This window comes from Caulobacter sp. GW822-FHT01G02 (assembly GCF_058802865.1).
This window is the reverse complement of the sequence record NZ_JBXAON010000010.1, coordinates 92,522-109,777: the sequence shown is the minus strand read 5'-3', so window position 1 is coordinate 109,777 and position 17,256 is coordinate 92,522. Positions and strand designations below refer to the sequence as shown.

The window sequence follows — 17,256 nt, the reverse complement described above, 5'->3', positions numbered from 1 at the left end:
GCGCTTGGCGCATGAGGTTCTTGCGCGTCACGGCCCACGGAATCTGCGCGACGGCGCTCCTGGCGGCGGCGCCGAGCCTGGCCAGCGCCGCCGAACCGCGCCGCGCGTTCGATCTGGAGGCCGCGCCGCTGGGCAAGGCGCTGTTGGCGTTCAACCTGGCGACCGGCGCCCAGGTCATCGTCTCGCGCGACCTGCTGGTCGGCCGCGTCTCGCGCCCGGTGCGCGGTCAGTACACCACGACCGAGGCCCTGGCGCGCATGCTGACCGGATCGGGCCTGCATGCGGAGCGCACCGGGCGCGGCGTCCTGATGATCCTGCCCGACCGGCCGCCGCCGGCCCCAAGGCCCAGGCCCAGCGCGCCCGAAGCCGTCGCCATCGCCGAGATGGAGGGCGTGACGGTCACCGCGCCCCGCATCCTGCCCCCCGTCGCCCTGACCACGCTGAGCGGCGCGCGCCTGGAGCAATTGGGCGTGGTTGGGATGGATCAGGTCGGGCGGCTGACGCCGGGCCTCAATGTCGTCAACCTCTCCCCGGCCGCGGCGGCTTTCTCGATGCGCGGCGTCACCCAGGCCTCGGGGGACGCCAGCCGCGAGCCGAGAATGGCGGTGCTGCAGGACGGCATGCCGGCGTCCAAGGAGCGCGGCGCCTATTTCGAGCTCTTCGATCTTGACCGCATCGACATCGCCAAGGGCCCTCAGCCCACGCTCTACGGCCGCGGGGCGATGGCGGGGGCGCTCGACGTCATCCAGCACAAGGCCGATCCGCGCGCCAAGACCTGGAGCCTTCATGGCGAGGTCGGCGACCATGGTCAGGGCCTGCTGGACGCCATGATCAACCAACCGATCGGCCCGGACCTGGCGGTGCGTGTCGCCGTTCGCTGGCGGGGACGAGACGGCCTGACGCCCAACCTTGCCGGTGGCGACCGCCTGGATTCGGTCGCCACCGACGCCACCCGCGTCTCACTGGCCTGGCGTCCCGGGGATGGCGAACGGCTTGATCTGATCGTCAACTACCAGCGAGACCGTCCCACCGGCCGGCCGCTCAAATCCTTCACCTTCGCGCCCACCGACCCGGTCACGGGCGCGGCTCTGGGCGAGCTTGACCGCCACACCCCGCCCGCCTTGAGCGCCGTCGACGAGAACGGCCGGCCCGCGGCGCTCGGCTTGGACCGCACGCTGGGCTCGGTCGCGGTCCTGGCCGCGCGGCGGCTGAGCCCGGGTCTGAACCTGAGCGCGTCCCTGGGCTATCGCCGTTTCTACGCCGACGAGCGCCAGGACGGCGATGGCCTGTCCCTGCCGGTGATCAGCGTCTTCGAGCAGACCCGGGGCGTGCAGTACAACGCCGACCTGCGCCTGGCCTATGACGCCGGCGAGCGTTGGCGGGGTTTCGCAGGCGTCAGCCTGTTCCACGAAAGCGGCACCCAGCGGGCCTATTTCACGATCGACGAACGCCTGTTGTTGGCGCGCATGGTCGGCGGCCTGAACACACCCGTCCCCCAAGGCCTCGATACGCTGACCCAGCCGGACTTCGTCGCCGCGCAGTTGCGCCAACTGGCCGCGCGGCGCGGCTTCGACCTGCCGGGCGATCTGGCCCTGGGCGCGGCCGGCAATCTCAAGCCGGCCTATGTCGAGCGCAACCAGAACTTCGCGCGGACCACCGCCGTCGATCTCTTCGGCGACCTCACCTTCTCGCCAAGCCCGACCTGGGCGCTTTCGGCCGGCCTGCGCTACAGCCACGACGCCAAGGCCAGCGCCGTCGCCACTGCCCTGCCCGCCGGCCCGTCGGTGCTGGCCGGAGCCGTCCAGGCCTTTGGCCTGCCCTTGGCGCAGAGGGCCGCCCTGCTCGCCGCGCTCGGCGCGCCAGGCGCGGGCGCCAGCGCCGAGACTCCCCGCGCCTGGCCCAACTACGCCTTGGTGTTCCAACCGACGTCTGGAAATGGAGACAGGGTGTCGAACACGCTGTCCGACGAGGGTTGGAGCGGGCGACTGGTGGCGCGCTATACCCCATCGCCGAGCTTCAGCGCCTATGGCTCTTACGCCCGGGGGCGACGGCCCAGCGTCCTGGTGGCCGGACCGCCTCTGGCGGCCGAGGGCCCGGCGCGGTTCGGAATCGTGCCCGCCGAGACGATCGACTCCCTGGAGATCGGAACCCGCGGCGTCGGTTTCGACCAACGCGTGGATCTGAACCTTGCCGCTTACGCCTATCGCTATGTCAACTTCCAGACCACCAAGCTTGTCGACGGTCAATTGCAGACACTGAACGCCGGTCGAGCCGACGCGACCGGCTTGGAAGCCGAGGCGCGGTTTGAGCTGTCGCGCTCGGTCCGGCTGTTCGCGACCTACGGCTACAACCATTCAAGGCTACGCAGCGGCGCCTTCGCGGGCAATCAATTTCGCCTTGCCCCCGATCACAAGGTCTCGCTCAACCTGGAACTGACATACGCCACGCCCAACGGCGCGGTCACGGTCCTGCCGACCTGGAGCTGGCAATCGAAGGTCTTCTTCTCCGACGACAACGATCGCCCCGAACTCTCCCGCGGACTATTGCGCGATCTCGTGCAGGATGAGGTGCAAGGCGCCTACGACTTGCTGGATCTGCGGGTGAACTACCGGCCACGCGCCGCCAACTGGAGCGCGGGCGTCTTTGTCACCAATCTTCTGGATCGGCGTTATCTTCAGGAAGCCGGCTTCATCGGCGAAAGCTTCGGATTCACGGCGTCGGCGCGAGGGGCGTCGCGTCTCTGGGGGCTATCTTTGCGGATCGTTGGCGGAGCGAGGCAGGACCTGGCGAGATAGGCATCTCCCGTCGCGGCCCGGATATCGAGCTCCCCGCTGCTCTTGTCCGCACCCCCGCCCGCCTCCAAAGACGCCTGTCGATCTTGGCGTTGGCGAGGCGACGCCGCAGGCGTGCGGGTCCGCCAGACTCAAGGCTCCAAGCCGATAGCCGCCGCGTCGGGACGCCGCGTGTCGACGCCGCCATGGAGCAAGCCTTCCTCGATGAGGATCGACTGGGCGCTGCCCATGGTCAGCCCTTCAGTGACGCGATGACCCCGCGCTGCGAGCAGACGAGCGATGTCTCGCGGAAATCCCGGTTCGAGCTCCAAGGCGCCCCTATCGTCCTGAAACAGCCTGGGTCGCTCGGTCGCCTCGCCGATATTCAGGCGGTGGTCGATCACGTTGACCAGGACCTGGGCGACGGTGGGCATGATGCGCGTCCCGCCCGGACTCCCCGACAGGATCCAGGGTTTGTCGTCCTTGAAGGCGATGACCGGACTGATGGTGGAGATCACGCGCTTACCCGGCGCGGGAGCGTTCGCGGGTTCGGCCGCGGCCTGGGCCGCGTCCCAGGAGAAATTGGCGACGGCGTCATTGAGGAAAAAGCCCGTGCCCGGCGCCATCACGTGCGCGCCAAAATCCGAACCGAGCGTGAAGGTGTTGCTGACCGCGTTTCCGTAGCGATCGACAACTGAAAAGTGCGTGGTGTCTCGACTGGCGAACCCGACCGGGTCACCCGGCGTGAGGCTGACGGCGGGCAGGCTCGCTTCCATCCTGATCGCGGCGGCCCGATCCTTGGCGTAGGCCTTGGACAGCAGCCCCTTGCTGGGCACGACATAGTCGGGATAGCCGCCCATGTAGCGGCGGCGATCCGCGAACATCAGCTTGCTGGATTCGGCCAGGACATGGAGGCTGTCCGAGGAGTTCTGCCCCAGGTCCCTCATGGGGAATGTCTCGATCAGATTGAGCAGCTCGCCGAGCAGCACGCCCGCCGCCGGTGGCGGCATCAGGGCGATCTTCACCCCGCGATAGGTGGTCCAGAGCGGCTCTTGCGCCTTGATCCTGTAGTCGGCCAGATCCTGAGTAGTGAGGATCCCGCCATTGGCGGTCGAGGCCGCCACGATGCGCTTGCCGATCTCGCCGCGATAGAGCGCGTCCGCGCCGTGGTCGCGCAACTGCTCGAGCGACCAGGCCAGGTCCTTCTGCACCAGGCGCTCGCCACGTTGATAGGGTCGTCCCCGATGGTAGACCGTGCGCGCGGCGACCGGGTCGCGAACCAGTTCCGGAGCCTTGATCCGGAAGGCGTAGGCCATGTCGTCGGAAACGAACACGCCGCGTCGGGCCAGATCGATGGCCGGCTGAACGACCGCGCGCCAGGACAACTTGCCGTACTTGCGCTGGGCGAAATAGAAGCCCGCCGGCGTACCGGGAACCGCGACCCCGCGATAGGAGTAGCGCTTGTCCGGGTCGAGCTTGCCATCCGGCCCCGTCAACAAGGTCGGGGTGATCCCCCGGGGCGCGGCGCCATAATACTCGATCGCGAGCGTCTGACGGGTTTCCGCCAGATAGACGAGCATGAACCCGCCGCCGCCCAGATTACCCGCGCGCGGCAGAGTGACGGCCAGCGCCAGACCGGTGGCGACCGCCGCGTCAACGGCGTTGCCCCCCTTGGCCAGGACGGCGCGACCAACTTCGGAGGCGATGGCGTTCTGACTGACCACCATCCCCCGGGCGGCGATCGTCGGGTGATGGATCGCGTCGTACTCGATGATGTAGCTGGCCGCCCCGGGCGCGACCGCGGCGGCCGAACCCTGCGCCTGGGCCGTACCCGCCCCGATCGCGACCAAGCCCAGAAAGGCCAGCTTGGCCGCAAGCATCAGACGTTTGAACACAAGTGCCTCATGATCGAGTGGAAGGACGCGGGACCGGCCTGACAGGCGCGGGCAAGGTCAGAAGGACTTGGTCATTTCCAGGTACCAGAACCGCCCCCGGGCGCTGTAGAGGCTGGTGAAATAGCCGAACAGCTGGTTGGCCAGCGGCGGGTCCTTGTCGGCGATATTGTTGACGCCGACCCGGATCGAACCGCCCGCAAGCGGGCCCTTGTCGAAGCTCTTGCGCACGGCGGTGTTGAACGTCGTCCACGACGAGACCGGGAAGTTCAGCGCCGAGGTGTCGTAGATGCCATCGATATAGGTTCCGCTGCCGGTGACCTGCCAGCCGTCCTTGGCCCAGACCAGGCTCGCCGTGGCCCGCGAGCGCGGGTTGCCGTTGAGGCCGATCTGCGAGCCGCCCGACGTGGTCGAGAGGCCTGCGGCCAGCAGCGCCGCGGCGCTTTCCGACGGCGATTGGTAGAAGCGCCCGAAGATCGAAACGTCGGCGTTGAGGCGGAAGTCTCCGTAACGATCGGTGGGGATCCGATAGGCAAGACCGATGTCGGTCGCCTCGACCTCGCGCGCGTTGAGGTTCTCGAAGATGGCCCGAACGCCGGTCACCTTGCCCGAGGCGTCACGCGTGACGAGGGGATTGCCCGTCCCGCCCCCGAGCCGGCGGATGGCGTCGAGATAGATCTGGTCTTGCGTCGAGAACACGCCGACCAAGCCCGTCTGCTTGATCCGCCACCAATCGACCGTCAGGGTCAGGTTGCGAACGGGCGTCAGGACCACGCCCGCGCTGGCGGACTTGCTGTCCTCGGCCTTGAGACGGTCATTGCCAGAGCGGGTCTCGCTGACGTCATAGCGGTAGGCCGCGCAATTGCTGCGATTGATGGCGGCCACCGAGGTCGCGCCCTGGGCCAGGCCGCAGGCATAGAGGTCGAGTTGGTTCTGCTGGACGCGGTTGGCCGCCGCGGCGTTGATCTGCTCGAGGTTGGGCGCGCGGAACGCCTCCGAGTAGGACGCGCGGAACTTCAGCCAGTCGGTCACGCCCCAGCTCGCGGCGATCTTGGGCTTCAGCACCTCGTCCTTGGTGTCGGAATAGCGCTCGTAACGGGCGGCAAGCTGCACATCGAAGCTCTGAACCAACGGAACGCCGTCCTCAGGGCGGATAATCGCGCTCTGCAACTCGGCATAGGCCGAATAGACGTTGCGCTTGCCGTGGGTGTCGAGCGTCTGGCTGTTGCCCATGACATCGCTCGTCCTGGCGCCGGTCGACGTCACATAGCTGATCGTTCCGTTGATGCGGGGGTCACGATAGTCGTCGTAGGTCTCCCGACGCACTTCCACGCCCGAAGCCAGGCCGATGTCCCGACCGGCGATGCTCAGCACCGACGGGTTGGACAGGCCCGCGCTCCACATCGCCAGCGAAGTGCGGCTGTCGCGCGTGACGTCGATACGCAGGCGGTCAAGCACGGCGGCCGAGTTGAGCGTGGAATCGCCGACGCGCAGATTGGCCGGATCGCCGCCATTGAACGGGTTATAGGCCGTGGCCAGATCGTTGCTGCTCAGCGCCGCCTGCAGGGCGGTGTTGCTGACCCGGTTGTGCTCGGTGTCGACGGTCTTGGCGCGCGAATAGACCGCCGAGGTGTCCCAGCGCCAGTCGCCGATCCGGCCGCGCAGGCCGGCGACGGCGCGGATCTGCGTGTTGTCGACATCGAAGTTGCGCATCCCGACGTCGAGCACATCGTAGCCAACGATGGTCACGTCCTGGGCCGGACCGGTATAGCTGGCCAGCCGCCCCGGGCCGCTGCCGAAGGGATTGTAGGGATTGTTGCGCGACACGACCAAGGGCGCGTCGGTCAGGGTCGTGGACCCGCCGCGACCGGCCCAGGCGCTGGCCTTATAGTAGAGCAGATCGCCGAAGGCGGACACGCCGCCCGCGAAGTCATGGTCCACCGTCGCCATCACGCTGCCGCGCGTCGTGCGCGGAACCATGGTGCGCAGCGCGCCCTCGTCGGACCGAAGGCTGGACGGCAGGGTCGAGGACCCGCCGTTGACGCAGACGCCCGAGGTGGCGGTCTCCGCGCGCGACCCGGTGAACGAACAGGGCTGCATGAAGAAGGTGGTGAAGTTGGCGCCCAAGCCCGTCACAGGCGTGGTCACCCGGCCCGTCATCCAAGGCGATTGCGAAACCGTGCGATTGAACAGCGAGGCGTAGGTCGACGAGACCCGGCCGCTCAGATCATCGGTCGCGGCGTAGTCGCGATCCGAGCCAGGCATGTCGGTGTTGTGATAGACCTCGCCGAACAGCGCCACGTGCGTCGCGCCGCCATTGAAGGCCGCGCCCCACTTCATGTTGATGTCGTTCTCGCGCAGGCTGCCGCGCTCGACGCCGCCCAAGCGCGCGGACACCTCCGCGCCGGTGAAGCGTCGATCGATGACGAAGTTGAGAACGCCCGCTGTCGCGTCGGAACCATAGAGGGCGCTGGCTCCATCGCGCAGAACCTCGACGCGACGAAGCGCTGAGGTGGGAATGGCGTTCAGGTTGACGATCTGGACAGGAACCGTGCCGCCTTCCTGCTGAGAGGTCGGGTGCGGCGTCATCCGGCGTCCGTCGAGCAGCACCAGGGTGTTGCCCGAACCCAAACCGCGCAGGTTGGCCGAGGAGACATCGCCACGGGCGTTGTTTGGCCCCTGGACGCCGCTGTTGAAGGCTTGAGCGCCGCCCTGAGGCAGACTCGCGATCAACTCGCCAGCGCTAACGACTCCCTGCGCGCGCAACTGATCGGCGTCGAGAACCGAAACGGGCAAGTTGCCCGTGACCTTGGCGCCGGCGATGCGGCTGCCGATGACCACGACCTCGTTGACGATCGCCGGCTCCTCGGGCGGGGCCGCCGGCTCGGCGCGGGCAGCGACCGTAGTTTCCTGGACGGCGATCGGCTGGCGAAGCGCCACGGCCGTCGGAGGCGCGCCGGCCTTCTGGACGACGAAGGTCCTGGGACCGGTGCTCTGATAGGAAAGACCCGATCCGGCCAGTAGACGACGAAGCCCTTCGTCCGGCGACAAGGCGCCCTGAACGCCGCTCGTCCGGCGTCCCGTGACGAGGTCTGGGTTGAAGATCACTTCGCGGCCGCTCTGGATCGCGAACTGGCGGAGGGCCGCGTCCAGGCTGGCCGGCGCGATATTGAATTCAAGTCTCGCGGGAGCCTGGGCCACGGCCGGCCCCGCGCAGAGCGCCGCGGCGGCGCACCCAAACATAGCCCAGTTCTTCAGCGTCAAAGCGGTCATCAAAGCCCCCAACGGCCAACAAGAGGGCCCTCTCGCCCCACGCCGTAGACGCCCGTCCGTCCGAACACCTCACCGCGGTTGTCACATTTTCTTCGTCGGCGCGCCTTGGCCGGCGACGAGCACCTGATCACCCCGATCTCCCACGCGCACCTCGACCCCGTAGAGCGTGGTCAAGGCCTTGAGAAAACCGCTGGCGCCGTCGGTGAAGAAAACGCCGCTGACCTTCAAGCCGTCCAGGGATGGGTCGCCGACACGGATCGGACTGGCGCTGTAGCGGTTCATTTCCGCGACCGCCTCCCGCAGAGGCGCGCCGGCGAACTGCACTCTGCCATACCGCCAGTCGCCCAAGGCCGCGACGTCGAGACGACGCACCTGGACCTCGCCATCGGGCTGGGAGACCAGCAACTGGCCAGCGCCGATTTCCGTCGGCGTCTTCTTGCCGGCGGCGACCGCCACTCGGCCTTCGCTGACGGCGACATGAACGGCGCGATCAACCACCCGAACGTCGAACGAGGTCCCGATGTCGGTGATCGTCCGGCCGCCGGCCTCGACCTTGAACGGCCGCTTGTCGTCGGCGACATCGAACCAGGCTTCGCCCTTCAGGAGCCGGACGGTTCGGCGACGTCCGGTGATCCGCACGTCGATGGCGCTGTCCCCGTTGAGATCGACCCGCGAGCCGTCCGCCAGACGCAGGGTCGAGCGCGCGCCGTGCGCATTCTCATGCCGCTCCATGGCGCCAAAGCCCAAGCTCCAGAATGCCGTGGCCGTCATCAGGCCGAGAAACACCGCGCCGACCACGCCGGCGGCGATGGAATAGCGCGAAAATGAACGCTCCGGCGGCATCGACAGGGCGCGCTCGCGCACGGCCAGCAACTGCGGCTCGGCGGCCAGCAATGCGGCCGCGCCGAAAGCCTGCTGAGCGCGCTCGAACGCCGCAAGGTTGGCCGGGCTCCGCGCCAGCCACGCTTCAAGCGCGACCTGCCGCGCACGGGTCCACCGCGGCGAATGCTTCAGGCTTAGCCACCAGGCCGCCGCTTCGGCGGCATCCTCCGGCGGCGCCCATCGCTTGAACAGGGTCATCAGAACGCCCGCCTGGCCAAGTGCGCGATCGCTTTCATCATGTGCTTTTCGACGGCGCTGACGGAAATGCCCTGCCTGCGGGCGATCTCCGCATAGCTGAGTTCCTCATAGCGTTGCAGCGCGAAAATGGCCTGGGTGCGCAATGGCAATTCCTGGATGGCGACCAACACCCGGCGCAGGTCTTCCCGGGCAAGCGCCACAACCTCTGGCGACAGCGGATCGACCGGGTGGTGTTGGTCCGTCAAGGTGGCGTGCCCGCCTCGATGACGGGAAATGTCCCGCCGACCGGAATCCCGCCAGACATTCGAGGCGATCACGAAGAGATAGTTCTCCTCGGCCCGCACATCCTCGAGGCCGCCACGCGCGACAAGGCGCATGAAGACTTCCTGCACCAGGTCCTCGATATCGTCGGGACTCCGCGTACGGCTGCTGAAGAAGCGGGTCAACGGCATGCGGAAACGGCGGTTCAGCGCTTCAATCCGCGCCGAACGGGCCTGGGCGGCAGCCTCTTGCTGATCGGCGCGCTCGTCCTCCACGATCTGTCCCGCCTGCTCCAAACGCTCGACCCCGTTGCCGACGGCAAGCCCGTCGGGCCTCGCCGTAGGTCGTAGACGCACGTGAAGCCATCTACCTCACTGGATGAGCAACCATTCTTTCGATCGAATCCAGGCGGCTCGGCGCTATTTCGTCGCCGACCATCCACCCCAGCGTTTTCAGGGATCGGCAGGAAACTCCGCCTCACCGTCGAGCGGTTGGCCGTGTCACGCCAGGAGCCAACCTTGGATCGCCCCTGAAAGAACCGGGAATGGCCGACGCAAGGCGCCTCTGTCCCTAGGCCACGAGTTCGACGTCCCGGATCAAGGACTGGTGCGCGCCGACGCCGGCCATCACGCCGTCGGCCGAGGCCAGGGTGGCGTTGTGCATAGGCCGAGCCGCGTCTCCGGCCGCGTAGAGACCAGGAATGCTGGTCGCCTTCCAATCGTCTGTGCGGATCATGGGTCCCAACGGACCCTCGTTGAACACGCAGCCCAGTTGCTCCGCCAGGGGACTGGCCATGCGTGTGGATGGGGCGACGAACAGGGCGCTGATGGACACGACGCGACCGTCGGCCAGGCGCACGGCGTCCAGCGCCGGGGCGTCGCCCAGAAGCTCGACCACTGGCTGGCGCTCGATCGTCACGCCCCGCGCGCTCAGGTGGGCCAGCTGTTCGGCGTCAGGCTCGAAGCGGCCCTGGGTGAACAGGGTGGCGGGTCCCCAATCGGGAATCATGGCGGCTTGGTGGGCGGCCATCGGATGGTTCGCCAATACGCCCAGTGGACGGTCCCGCACCTCGTAGCCGTGACAATAGGGACAGTGCAAAACTGTGGCGCCCCAGCGCTCCTTCAGGCCGGGCACATCAGGCAGGCTGTCGGCCACGCCGGTGGCCAGCACGAGACGTCGGCCTCGCGCGGTGCGCCCGCCCGACATCTCGATAATGAAATCGCCGCCCACCTCGCGCCGAGCCTTCAGCACTTCGCCACGCACGATTTCCACTGTTGGGTAGGCCGAGACTTGGCAGGCCGCCTCACGCAAGATCTCGAAGGGCGCCTTGCCGTCTTGGCCTAGGAATCCATGCGAAGCCTCGGCGAAACGGTTGCGCGGCAGGCCGCTGTCGACCACCAGCACGCGCCGCCGGGCCCGGGCCAGCTGCATTGCGGCGGAAAGGCCGGCGAAGCTGCCGCCAACGACGATGACGTCATGCAACATGGTCTTGGTTTCCTTGATGGGATTGTCTCATTGGGCCGACGTTGGCGGCTAGGTCCGCCAGCGAGATCGTCGCGAGGCGCCGCATCAACGCCTGGCGCGCTTCGAGCATCGTCTGGTCGAGCAGGCGGTCGACGGCCTGCTCGACCAGACAGCCAGGACTTTCGGGAGCTGGCGGCATGGCCAGGACGGGCTCGTCCAGGGCGTCCTGGATCTGGCCCAGACTGATGTCGGTCAGAGTTCGCCCCAAGCGCCAACCGCCGTGATGGCCCTTGGTCGAGGTGACGATCCCGGCCTTTCGCAAGCCAGCGAAGGTGCGGCGGATGACGACGGGGTTCGTGCCGGCGCACATGGCCATCTCTTCCGACGTCATAGGCTGATCACCGCGCTCGGCCATGTGCAGCAGCACATGAAGGGCGACAGAAAGGCGGCTGTCTCTTTTCATGTAACCACATATGTTACGTGAAATCCCACAGTGCAAGCGCATGGTTCAGAGCGATATGGCGGTGCGAGCCATAAAGTGCGGCTCCCGCCCCTCTCCGCCACCCTAAAGTCTGGATTGCGCCGAATGAACGGACCGCGGGTCCGCGTGAAGGCGACGTCGGTTCGACCAGGTGTCCAGGACCTGGCTGACGCGCGCCGACGCAAGCCTTAGCCGTCCCCGGCGCATCGCTGGCCCTCGCAGCCAGGCTTTCAGGCGAGCGGGGCGCTACTCGACCCAAAGCGTCAATCGGCTACCCCAAGTTCGCGCGCCTTGTGAATCAACTGAACCACGCTGTTCACCTCAAGCTTTCGCATCAGGTTCTCGCGATGCTTGTCCACCGTCTTGACCGCCCAGACCACCGCGGCGGCGCGGCGCCAAGCCACCACGACCGCGCCCCTGCCGCTGGAACCGTGCATGCGCGCCGCCGCCGAGCGCGTCGTCACCGAGTCCTGGACACACCCGAAGGCTTGGAGCTGGCCGAAATGTTCCCGAAGATCGGTCGAAGCCACGTCCGTCGTCAGGTGCTCGATCTTGTTCGCGCCATGGCCGACGAAGAGTTTTGCCGCCGACGTTCTAGATGACGGAGCAAGGGCGGGCGGCCCCCCCGATAGGTCGCCGCCCGAGTTGCTTCACCGGTGGGGTGGTGAAGGGGACTCCTACCTAGCCGCTATCGCACCGCAGCAGCAATCCATTTAACCACAGCACGGCATGCCACGCGCTGACTGTCCAAATCGACTCGTGGCCACGAGGACTCGCCCCTGAGTGAAAGCCCGTTTCCCTCCACGTCGCCATAGCGCCAGGGGGCGCCCGGCGTCGTCACCCTTCAGCATGGTCGTCAGGAACGTGAACGCACCATAGAGCGCGGCGCGATCGTCGTCGGTCAGATCGACGAGACCCGCCCTCCGCACAGGCCGCCCAGTTCGATCAGGCGGTGGGGTCGCCCCCGGTGGATTGGAGGCTGGCCGCCGCGGCCCCCGCAACGCTGGCGGGCGATGCGCGCTACACGGGCCGACGATCGCGCCGCGGTGGATTGCCCCCCGCTTGCCGTCTGGCTGTGAGGCGATCACGCTGGACAGATCTGGACAGCCCGCGCCGATTTCGCGCTTTCAAGCCGGCCGGTTTCTACCCCTCGCCCGGCGTCAGCAAGGCGGCGGGCGTCACCTTCAGGGCCAGCGCCAAACGCTCGATATTGTCGAGCGAAAGGTTGCGCTCGGCCCGCTCGATCGCCCCGACATAGGTGCGATGCAACTGCGCCAGGGCCGCCAGATCTTCCTGACTCAAGGCCAAGTCGCGGCGAAGCCGGCGAACATTGTCAGCGACGATTCGGCGGAGGGCGGAGGGCGCAGCTTTCATCTCTCCATGTTGGAAAATGACGACTTTGCGTCGACAGACAATAAGTAGCGATTCCGCCCACCCGCAATGCGGCTGGCGCATAACGCTGCACTACCCACCGTCAGGCTGCGGGTTTCCAGGCCTCTAGCTCATGCGACCACAAACCGATCACATCGCCCTCCCCCGCCAGACTCATGTAGTTGCTCGGACCTGGTGTCTGCATGCGCAGCGCGAGAATGGCCGCGGGCGACGAAATAGGCAGAAAGGCGCGTTTAGGAAGCTGGAAGCGACCGACGGCGTTCTGCAAGAGATCCAAGAGGTCCGCCGCGTCCTTAGCGGAAAATCCGGGCGCGGCCACAGCGCCCGAAGCGACACCGGCGGCATAGTATTGGTCGAAGTAGAAGTACCGCACCTTCAGCTCGCCAGCCTTGGCCGCTTGCGCGCAGATCTCATGCAGCAGGACGCCGCCCGAGGCGCCGTCGTAGTTCCCGATCGGCAGTCCGCGATTAAATGGGGCCAAGTCGCGATCATGCCAACGCGGCTGGATGAGACTTGCATGAATATCCCATCGTCCGACCGTAGTATCGCTGACAGTGGCCTTGTTTTGCAGATGTAGCGGCTCATAGCCGATAACAACTGTGAAATCGTATCCACGATTATCAATTTCCGGCTCTGTCATCTGAACCTGCACACCGTGCCGGGCGCCATGCAACTTCATTTCGTAAGCCGCGCGGGTGTAGAGCAAGCGTTCGCGCGCGACGTGATGCTCGTCGGCCTTGATGAAATCGTAGAGGCTCATCGAACAGTCCATTTCTATAGGGCAGGAAAGGCGGGATTGAGGTCGCGCAACGCTCGGCGCTGGACGTTCACGGGTGCTTGAACACAATTTGGATCAGCGCAAAGCCCAGCAAGATGAACCCAACGCCCTGCGCCGAACGGGCGCCCAAGCGCGCAAGCCCCTCGAGGCCACGCGCGGCCACCGCCTCGCCATAGGATGCAAACTCCTCGATACCGGCAACGTTACGACGGTAGAATTGGCGACGATCCACCCAAACCTTGAGCGCAACGCCGCCTCCAAAAAGCGCCAAGCCCGTCAACGCCAGAACAATCATGTTCGACTCCAAGTTGCTGACGGCAAGGTTGAGCAAAACTATTTCGGAGCGGTTTAAGGTCAAGCTTAACCTTCAGTTGCCTCGCCGACGCCTCCGCGAGGAGCTCCACCGCATTCTGCCCTCGCCCCACGAGGATACCGAGCTCATGAAGACGATAAGTAGCATTGACATGGATGACTATACGTAGCACCTGAACGGGCGCCGGCGCCGGGCCGGACGATCAGGAGCTGCGAAGATGAGTGCGATGTCGCGATCGACAGGCATGCCCAAAGGCGTCGTTATCGGCCCGCCGCGTCGCGGCGGCGCCCTGCCCCAGGCCTATCTGCGCCGCGGCCGCCGCTACATCCCGCTGGGCGCGCCCGATGCCAGGGATTTCGCCACACGGCTCGACAACGCGTTGCTCGGTCCCGAGCCCGCCCAAGGCAGCCTCAACCATCTGATCTGGCGCTATCAACAGTCGCCCGAGTTCAAGCGACTGTGATCCGCATGAACGACCGCGGCCTGCCGGTGCTCGCCCATCAGCGGCAAGCGTTGGAGCAGGCACGCGAGGCGATGGGGAAGATCGGCCAGCACGCGACCAGGGATCTCGAGCGGGCCTATATGCGCGAACCGGGTCTGGCCGGTGAGGTTGCCTCCGGACGGACGCAACGGGCGATCAGGGTTCTTCAGCTTGAGGCGGAGGTTCGGACCGATCCGCGTCTACGGGCCGACCGCTTCGTCGAGCGCTGGCAGGGTCTGGAGCGTCAGCACTCAGCGCTGCACCGCGCGGGCGACATGACCGGCGCCCGCCAGGTCAAGGATCGCATGGGCGCCATGGCCAAGAGCCTGGAGCGCGACCCGCAGATGGAGTCGCTGCTGCGCGGGCGGCGGGCCGACCTTGGTCTGCCTTCCGACCTGGGGCGCAGCGTCGGGCAAGGGTTGTCGCAGTACCTCGGCATCGGCCGGGGGCGCGCGCTTGGGATCTAGGAGGAAAGACGATGGAGCAGGATGTTGGGGCCGGAGAGCCAGCCGATGCTGCGGCGGCGTTCGAAGCGCTGCGCCGAGAGGTGGCGCTCTTGAATGTCGCCGTCGCTGGGCTCGCGGCCGAACGGGCCTCGGCGCCGGATTACACTGAGACTTTGGGTGAGATCGCCAAGGGCGTTTCGGTCGCGATCAGCCGATTGGGAAAGGTGATGACCAGCCCGGGCCTGGCGACGGGTCCGGCGGAGATGGCGCGGCAGATCGCGGTGGCGGCCGAGGACGCGCGCCGTCAGGACAAAGCTCTGCTCCAGCAAGCGCGGGAGGCGCTGCAGCAGGCAACGCGAGACCTGCGGGGCTGGATCGAAGGCGCGCGCCTGGCGAACATCCAGAAGCGGCGCATGCTTCAGTTCACAGCTGCCGGTTTACTGTTCGGCACGCTCCTCGGGATCTGGGCGCCAAACGCGATTGCGCGCGCGGCTCCCGATCATTGGGCATGGCCGGAGAGACTCGCGGTCCGAGCCCTCGGTCGTGAACCCTGGGCCGCTGGTGAGAGACTGCTCGCTGTCGCCGATCCGCAGCGCTGGAAGTCTCTGCTTGAGCGGCTGGAAGCCGACCCTTCTGGCAGTACGGCCTGCGCGCGCGATGCGCCGCAGCGGCGGCGTCAAACTAAGGAAAGGCCTCCGACCAACCGGAAAGGTCTGCCTGTCGACCGTTGAGGTCGCCTTCGCCCATCTGGCGCTTAGGCAGCCTGGGGAACGCAAGGGTTGACAATGATGACGATACGTAGCATTATGATCGGGTTCTGGTGAGACCGCGCCACTTGAGAGGCCTTCTCGTCGAGCACAGCCGTCATCCAACCGGGCGACAGCGATAACGCAAATTCGAAGTTGCAGCCCCGCGGAGGCTCCTGTATCGAACGCCCTCCCCCGCCGACGTGATTTGCGTCGTCGACCCGGATGGCCCGGTGGCGGAGTGGTGACGCAGCGGAGACGGAGTCCGGGCACTTGCCGGATTTCCCGCAAACCTTTCAAATACTTACGATTTTCTCACGAAGACCAACCCCCGTTTTGACCTCCCTTCGCCGTGTGGAAGCGACGGGACAGCGCTGCACGGGGGTGGACGAATAGCGCAAAATTTGCGCAATTTTGCGCGATCACGTGATCGCGATTTTCAGCAAATTTACGGCGTGAGCAACGCCGCAGGCGTGACCTTCAAGGCCAGGGCCAGGCGCTCGATATTGTCGAGCGAGAGATTGCGTTCAGCCCGCTCGATCGCGCCGACATAGGTGCGGTGCAACTGAGCCTGCGCCGCCAACTCCTCCTGGCTCATCTCCAGACCACGGCGAAGACGCCGGACGTTATCGGCGACGATACGGCGAAGAGCGGAGGGCGTGGCTTTCATCGCCCAACCATCCGGAAATGATGACTCTGGATCGACAGACGATAAGTAGCATTGACGATGATGACGATACGTAGCATTCATGCGCCAACAGGATGATTTGGAGCTGTCGGATGAATGCGATCTCGCGATCGAGCGCCATGCCCAAGGGCGTGGTCGTCGCCCTCCCCCGCCAGAGCGGCGACCACGCCCAGGCCTATCTGCGGCGCGGTCGCCGCTACATTCCCCTCGGCGCGCCGGACGCCAAGGAGTTCGCCACCCGGCTCGATCAGGCCCTTCTCGGGACCGAGCCCAAGGCCGGCAGCCTTGCTCATCTGATCTGGCGCTATCAGCAGTCGCCAGAGTTCAAGCGCCTGGCGGCCCGCACCCAGGACGACTATCGCGAGCAGCTCGGGCGAATTCGCCTGGCCTTCGGCCGCGAGGCCTTGGCGGCGTTCGATGACAAGAGCGCCGCGCAACGGATCTTCGCCTGGCGCGACCGCCGCGCGGCCAGTCCGCGCCGGGCCGACTATGGCGTCCAAGTGCTCAAGGCCGTGCTCGGCTGGGCGGCGGGGCGCGGCCTCGTCGAGCGCAATCGCGCCGCTGGCATTCCGCCGCTCTACCGCAGTGATCGTCGCTACAAGGTCTGGAAGCCGGACGACGTCGAACGCTTTGTCGTCGTGGCGCCGCCAGGCCTTGGCCTAGCGATGATCATGGCCCTGGAGACAGGACAGCGGCAAAGCGATCTCCTGGCCCTGCGCTGGAGCGATATCGACGGCGATGTGATCAGCCTCCGTCAGGCCAAGACCCGTCAGGACGTCGCCGTACCGATCACGCCGAGACTGGCCAGCGCCCTGGCGATGGCGCCTCGCTCAAGCGCCTTCGTGCTCGTGCGCCAGGACGGGCAACCGTGGGCCTCAGACGGCGGCTTTCGCAACGCCTGGCGGTTCTATTGCCGCAAGGCCGGGATCACCGACCTCACCTTCCATGATCTGCGCGGCACCTTCGTCACCGAGCGGCTCGCGGCCGGCTGGACGCTGCAGGAGGTGGCCTTCTGCACAGGGCATAGCTTCCGCAACCTCGGTTGCCTGGAGCGTTATGCCAATCGCGGCGCGATCGCCCGGGCGCTGGCGCGTCGGCGGATCGCGCCCGCGCCTCTATCCCTTCCACCTTCGGCCGGCGTCGCCATGCTGCCGGACGGGCCTTGATGACTATGCGTGAAGATGGCGCCG

Annotated in this window: 17 protein-coding genes and 1 pseudogene; 6 read left to right on the top strand and 12 right to left on the bottom strand. The window is 66.7% G+C overall.

Annotated elements, in window-relative coordinates:
- Positions 1-11: 11 nt before the first annotated feature.
- Positions 12-2,795 carry a TonB-dependent receptor gene (locus tag AC1RNC_RS24345; RefSeq protein ID WP_492888597.1) on the top strand — a complete coding sequence of 928 codons (2,784 nt, stop codon included), beginning with the start codon at positions 12-14 and terminating at the stop codon, positions 2,793-2,795.
- 128 nt (positions 2,796-2,923) lie between these two features.
- Here the strand turns inward: AC1RNC_RS24345 and ggt are convergent, their stop codons facing one another.
- The 7 genes from ggt to AC1RNC_RS24310 all read right to left on the bottom strand — a co-directional run bounded on the left by ggt (position 2,924) and on the right by AC1RNC_RS24310 (position 11,659).
- On the bottom strand, positions 2,924-4,666 hold the full coding sequence (gene ggt / locus AC1RNC_RS24340) for a gamma-glutamyltransferase (protein ID WP_492888596.1): 1,743 nt from the start codon (positions 4,664-4,666) through the stop codon (positions 2,924-2,926).
- A gap of 57 nt (positions 4,667-4,723) precedes the next feature.
- Positions 4,724-7,936 (bottom strand): TonB-dependent receptor, encoded by a 3,213-nt coding sequence (locus AC1RNC_RS24335; protein WP_492888595.1) that lies wholly within the window; start codon positions 7,934-7,936, stop codon positions 4,724-4,726.
- 81 nt (positions 7,937-8,017) lie between these two features.
- Entirely contained in the window at positions 8,018-9,016 is a 999-nt protein-coding gene (locus AC1RNC_RS24330; RefSeq protein ID WP_492888594.1) for a FecR family protein, read from the bottom strand.
- Complete coding sequence (locus AC1RNC_RS24325) at positions 9,016-9,633, bottom strand: RNA polymerase sigma factor (RefSeq protein WP_492888593.1); 618 nt, start codon at positions 9,631-9,633, stop codon at positions 9,016-9,018. The genes AC1RNC_RS24330 and AC1RNC_RS24325 overlap by 1 nt, the downstream gene beginning before the upstream one ends.
- A 214-nt stretch (positions 9,634-9,847) precedes the next feature.
- Positions 9,848-10,762, bottom strand: coding sequence for an NAD(P)/FAD-dependent oxidoreductase (locus tag AC1RNC_RS24320; protein WP_492888592.1), 915 nt, complete (start codon positions 10,760-10,762; stop codon positions 9,848-9,850).
- Positions 10,752-11,204, bottom strand: a complete 453-nt coding sequence (locus AC1RNC_RS24315) for an RrF2 family transcriptional regulator (RefSeq protein ID WP_492888591.1) — start codon at positions 11,202-11,204, stop codon at positions 10,752-10,754. The genes AC1RNC_RS24320 and AC1RNC_RS24315 overlap by 11 nt, the downstream gene beginning before the upstream one ends.
- Before the next feature lie 281 nt (positions 11,205-11,485).
- A complete protein-coding gene (locus tag AC1RNC_RS24310) occupies positions 11,486-11,659 on the bottom strand; it encodes a LuxR C-terminal-related transcriptional regulator (protein ID WP_492888590.1) in 174 nt (57 codons plus the stop codon).
- Between the two features lie 33 nt (positions 11,660-11,692).
- Here AC1RNC_RS24310 and AC1RNC_RS24305 point away from each other — a divergent pair.
- A pseudogene (locus AC1RNC_RS24305) lies at positions 11,693-11,824 on the top strand (hypothetical protein); the annotation flags it as partial.
- A gap of 111 nt (positions 11,825-11,935) precedes the next feature.
- Here the strand turns inward: AC1RNC_RS24305 and traD are convergent.
- From traD to AC1RNC_RS24285, 4 genes are all read right to left on the bottom strand, one after another.
- Positions 11,936-12,151, bottom strand: a complete 216-nt coding sequence (traD, locus tag AC1RNC_RS24300) for a conjugal transfer protein TraD (protein WP_492888589.1) — start codon at positions 12,149-12,151, stop codon at positions 11,936-11,938.
- A gap of 214 nt (positions 12,152-12,365) precedes the next feature.
- The gene (locus tag AC1RNC_RS24295; RefSeq protein ID WP_492888588.1) at positions 12,366-12,596 is read right to left on the bottom strand and encodes a helix-turn-helix domain-containing protein; all 231 of its coding nucleotides are present in this window, start codon (positions 12,594-12,596) and stop codon (positions 12,366-12,368) included.
- A gap of 100 nt (positions 12,597-12,696) precedes the next feature.
- On the bottom strand, positions 12,697-13,374 hold the full coding sequence (locus AC1RNC_RS24290; RefSeq protein WP_492841359.1) for a hypothetical protein: 678 nt from the start codon (positions 13,372-13,374) through the stop codon (positions 12,697-12,699).
- Positions 13,375-13,441: 67 nt separating this feature from the next.
- Positions 13,442-13,687: a hypothetical protein gene (locus AC1RNC_RS24285; RefSeq protein ID WP_492888587.1), complete on the bottom strand. Its 246-nt coding sequence runs from the start codon at positions 13,685-13,687 to the stop codon at positions 13,442-13,444.
- A 244-nt stretch (positions 13,688-13,931) separates the two neighbouring features.
- Between AC1RNC_RS24285 and AC1RNC_RS24280 the strand changes: the two genes are divergently transcribed.
- Genes AC1RNC_RS24280 through AC1RNC_RS24270 form a run of 3 tightly spaced genes read left to right on the top strand, consistent with a single transcriptional unit; the run spans position 13,932 to position 15,363 of the window.
- A complete protein-coding gene (locus tag AC1RNC_RS24280; protein ID WP_492888586.1) occupies positions 13,932-14,168 on the top strand; it encodes a hypothetical protein in 237 nt (78 codons plus the stop codon).
- A gap of 5 nt (positions 14,169-14,173) precedes the next feature.
- Positions 14,174-14,653: a hypothetical protein gene (locus tag AC1RNC_RS24275; protein ID WP_492888585.1), complete on the top strand. Its 480-nt coding sequence runs from the start codon at positions 14,174-14,176 to the stop codon at positions 14,651-14,653.
- An 11-nt stretch (positions 14,654-14,664) separates the two neighbouring features.
- On the top strand, positions 14,665-15,363 hold the full coding sequence (locus AC1RNC_RS24270) for a DUF6118 family protein (RefSeq protein ID WP_492888584.1): 699 nt from the start codon (positions 14,665-14,667) through the stop codon (positions 15,361-15,363).
- A 463-nt stretch (positions 15,364-15,826) separates the two neighbouring features.
- Here AC1RNC_RS24270 and AC1RNC_RS24265 read toward each other — a convergent pair whose 3' ends face one another.
- A complete protein-coding gene (locus AC1RNC_RS24265) occupies positions 15,827-16,048 on the bottom strand; it encodes a helix-turn-helix domain-containing protein (protein WP_492888583.1) in 222 nt (73 codons plus the stop codon).
- Between the two features lie 110 nt (positions 16,049-16,158).
- Between AC1RNC_RS24265 and AC1RNC_RS24260 the strand changes: the two genes are divergently transcribed.
- Positions 16,159-17,232 (top strand): tyrosine-type recombinase/integrase, encoded by a 1,074-nt coding sequence (locus AC1RNC_RS24260; RefSeq protein ID WP_492888582.1) that lies wholly within the window; start codon positions 16,159-16,161, stop codon positions 17,230-17,232.
- The last annotated feature ends 24 nt before the right edge of the window (positions 17,233-17,256 follow it).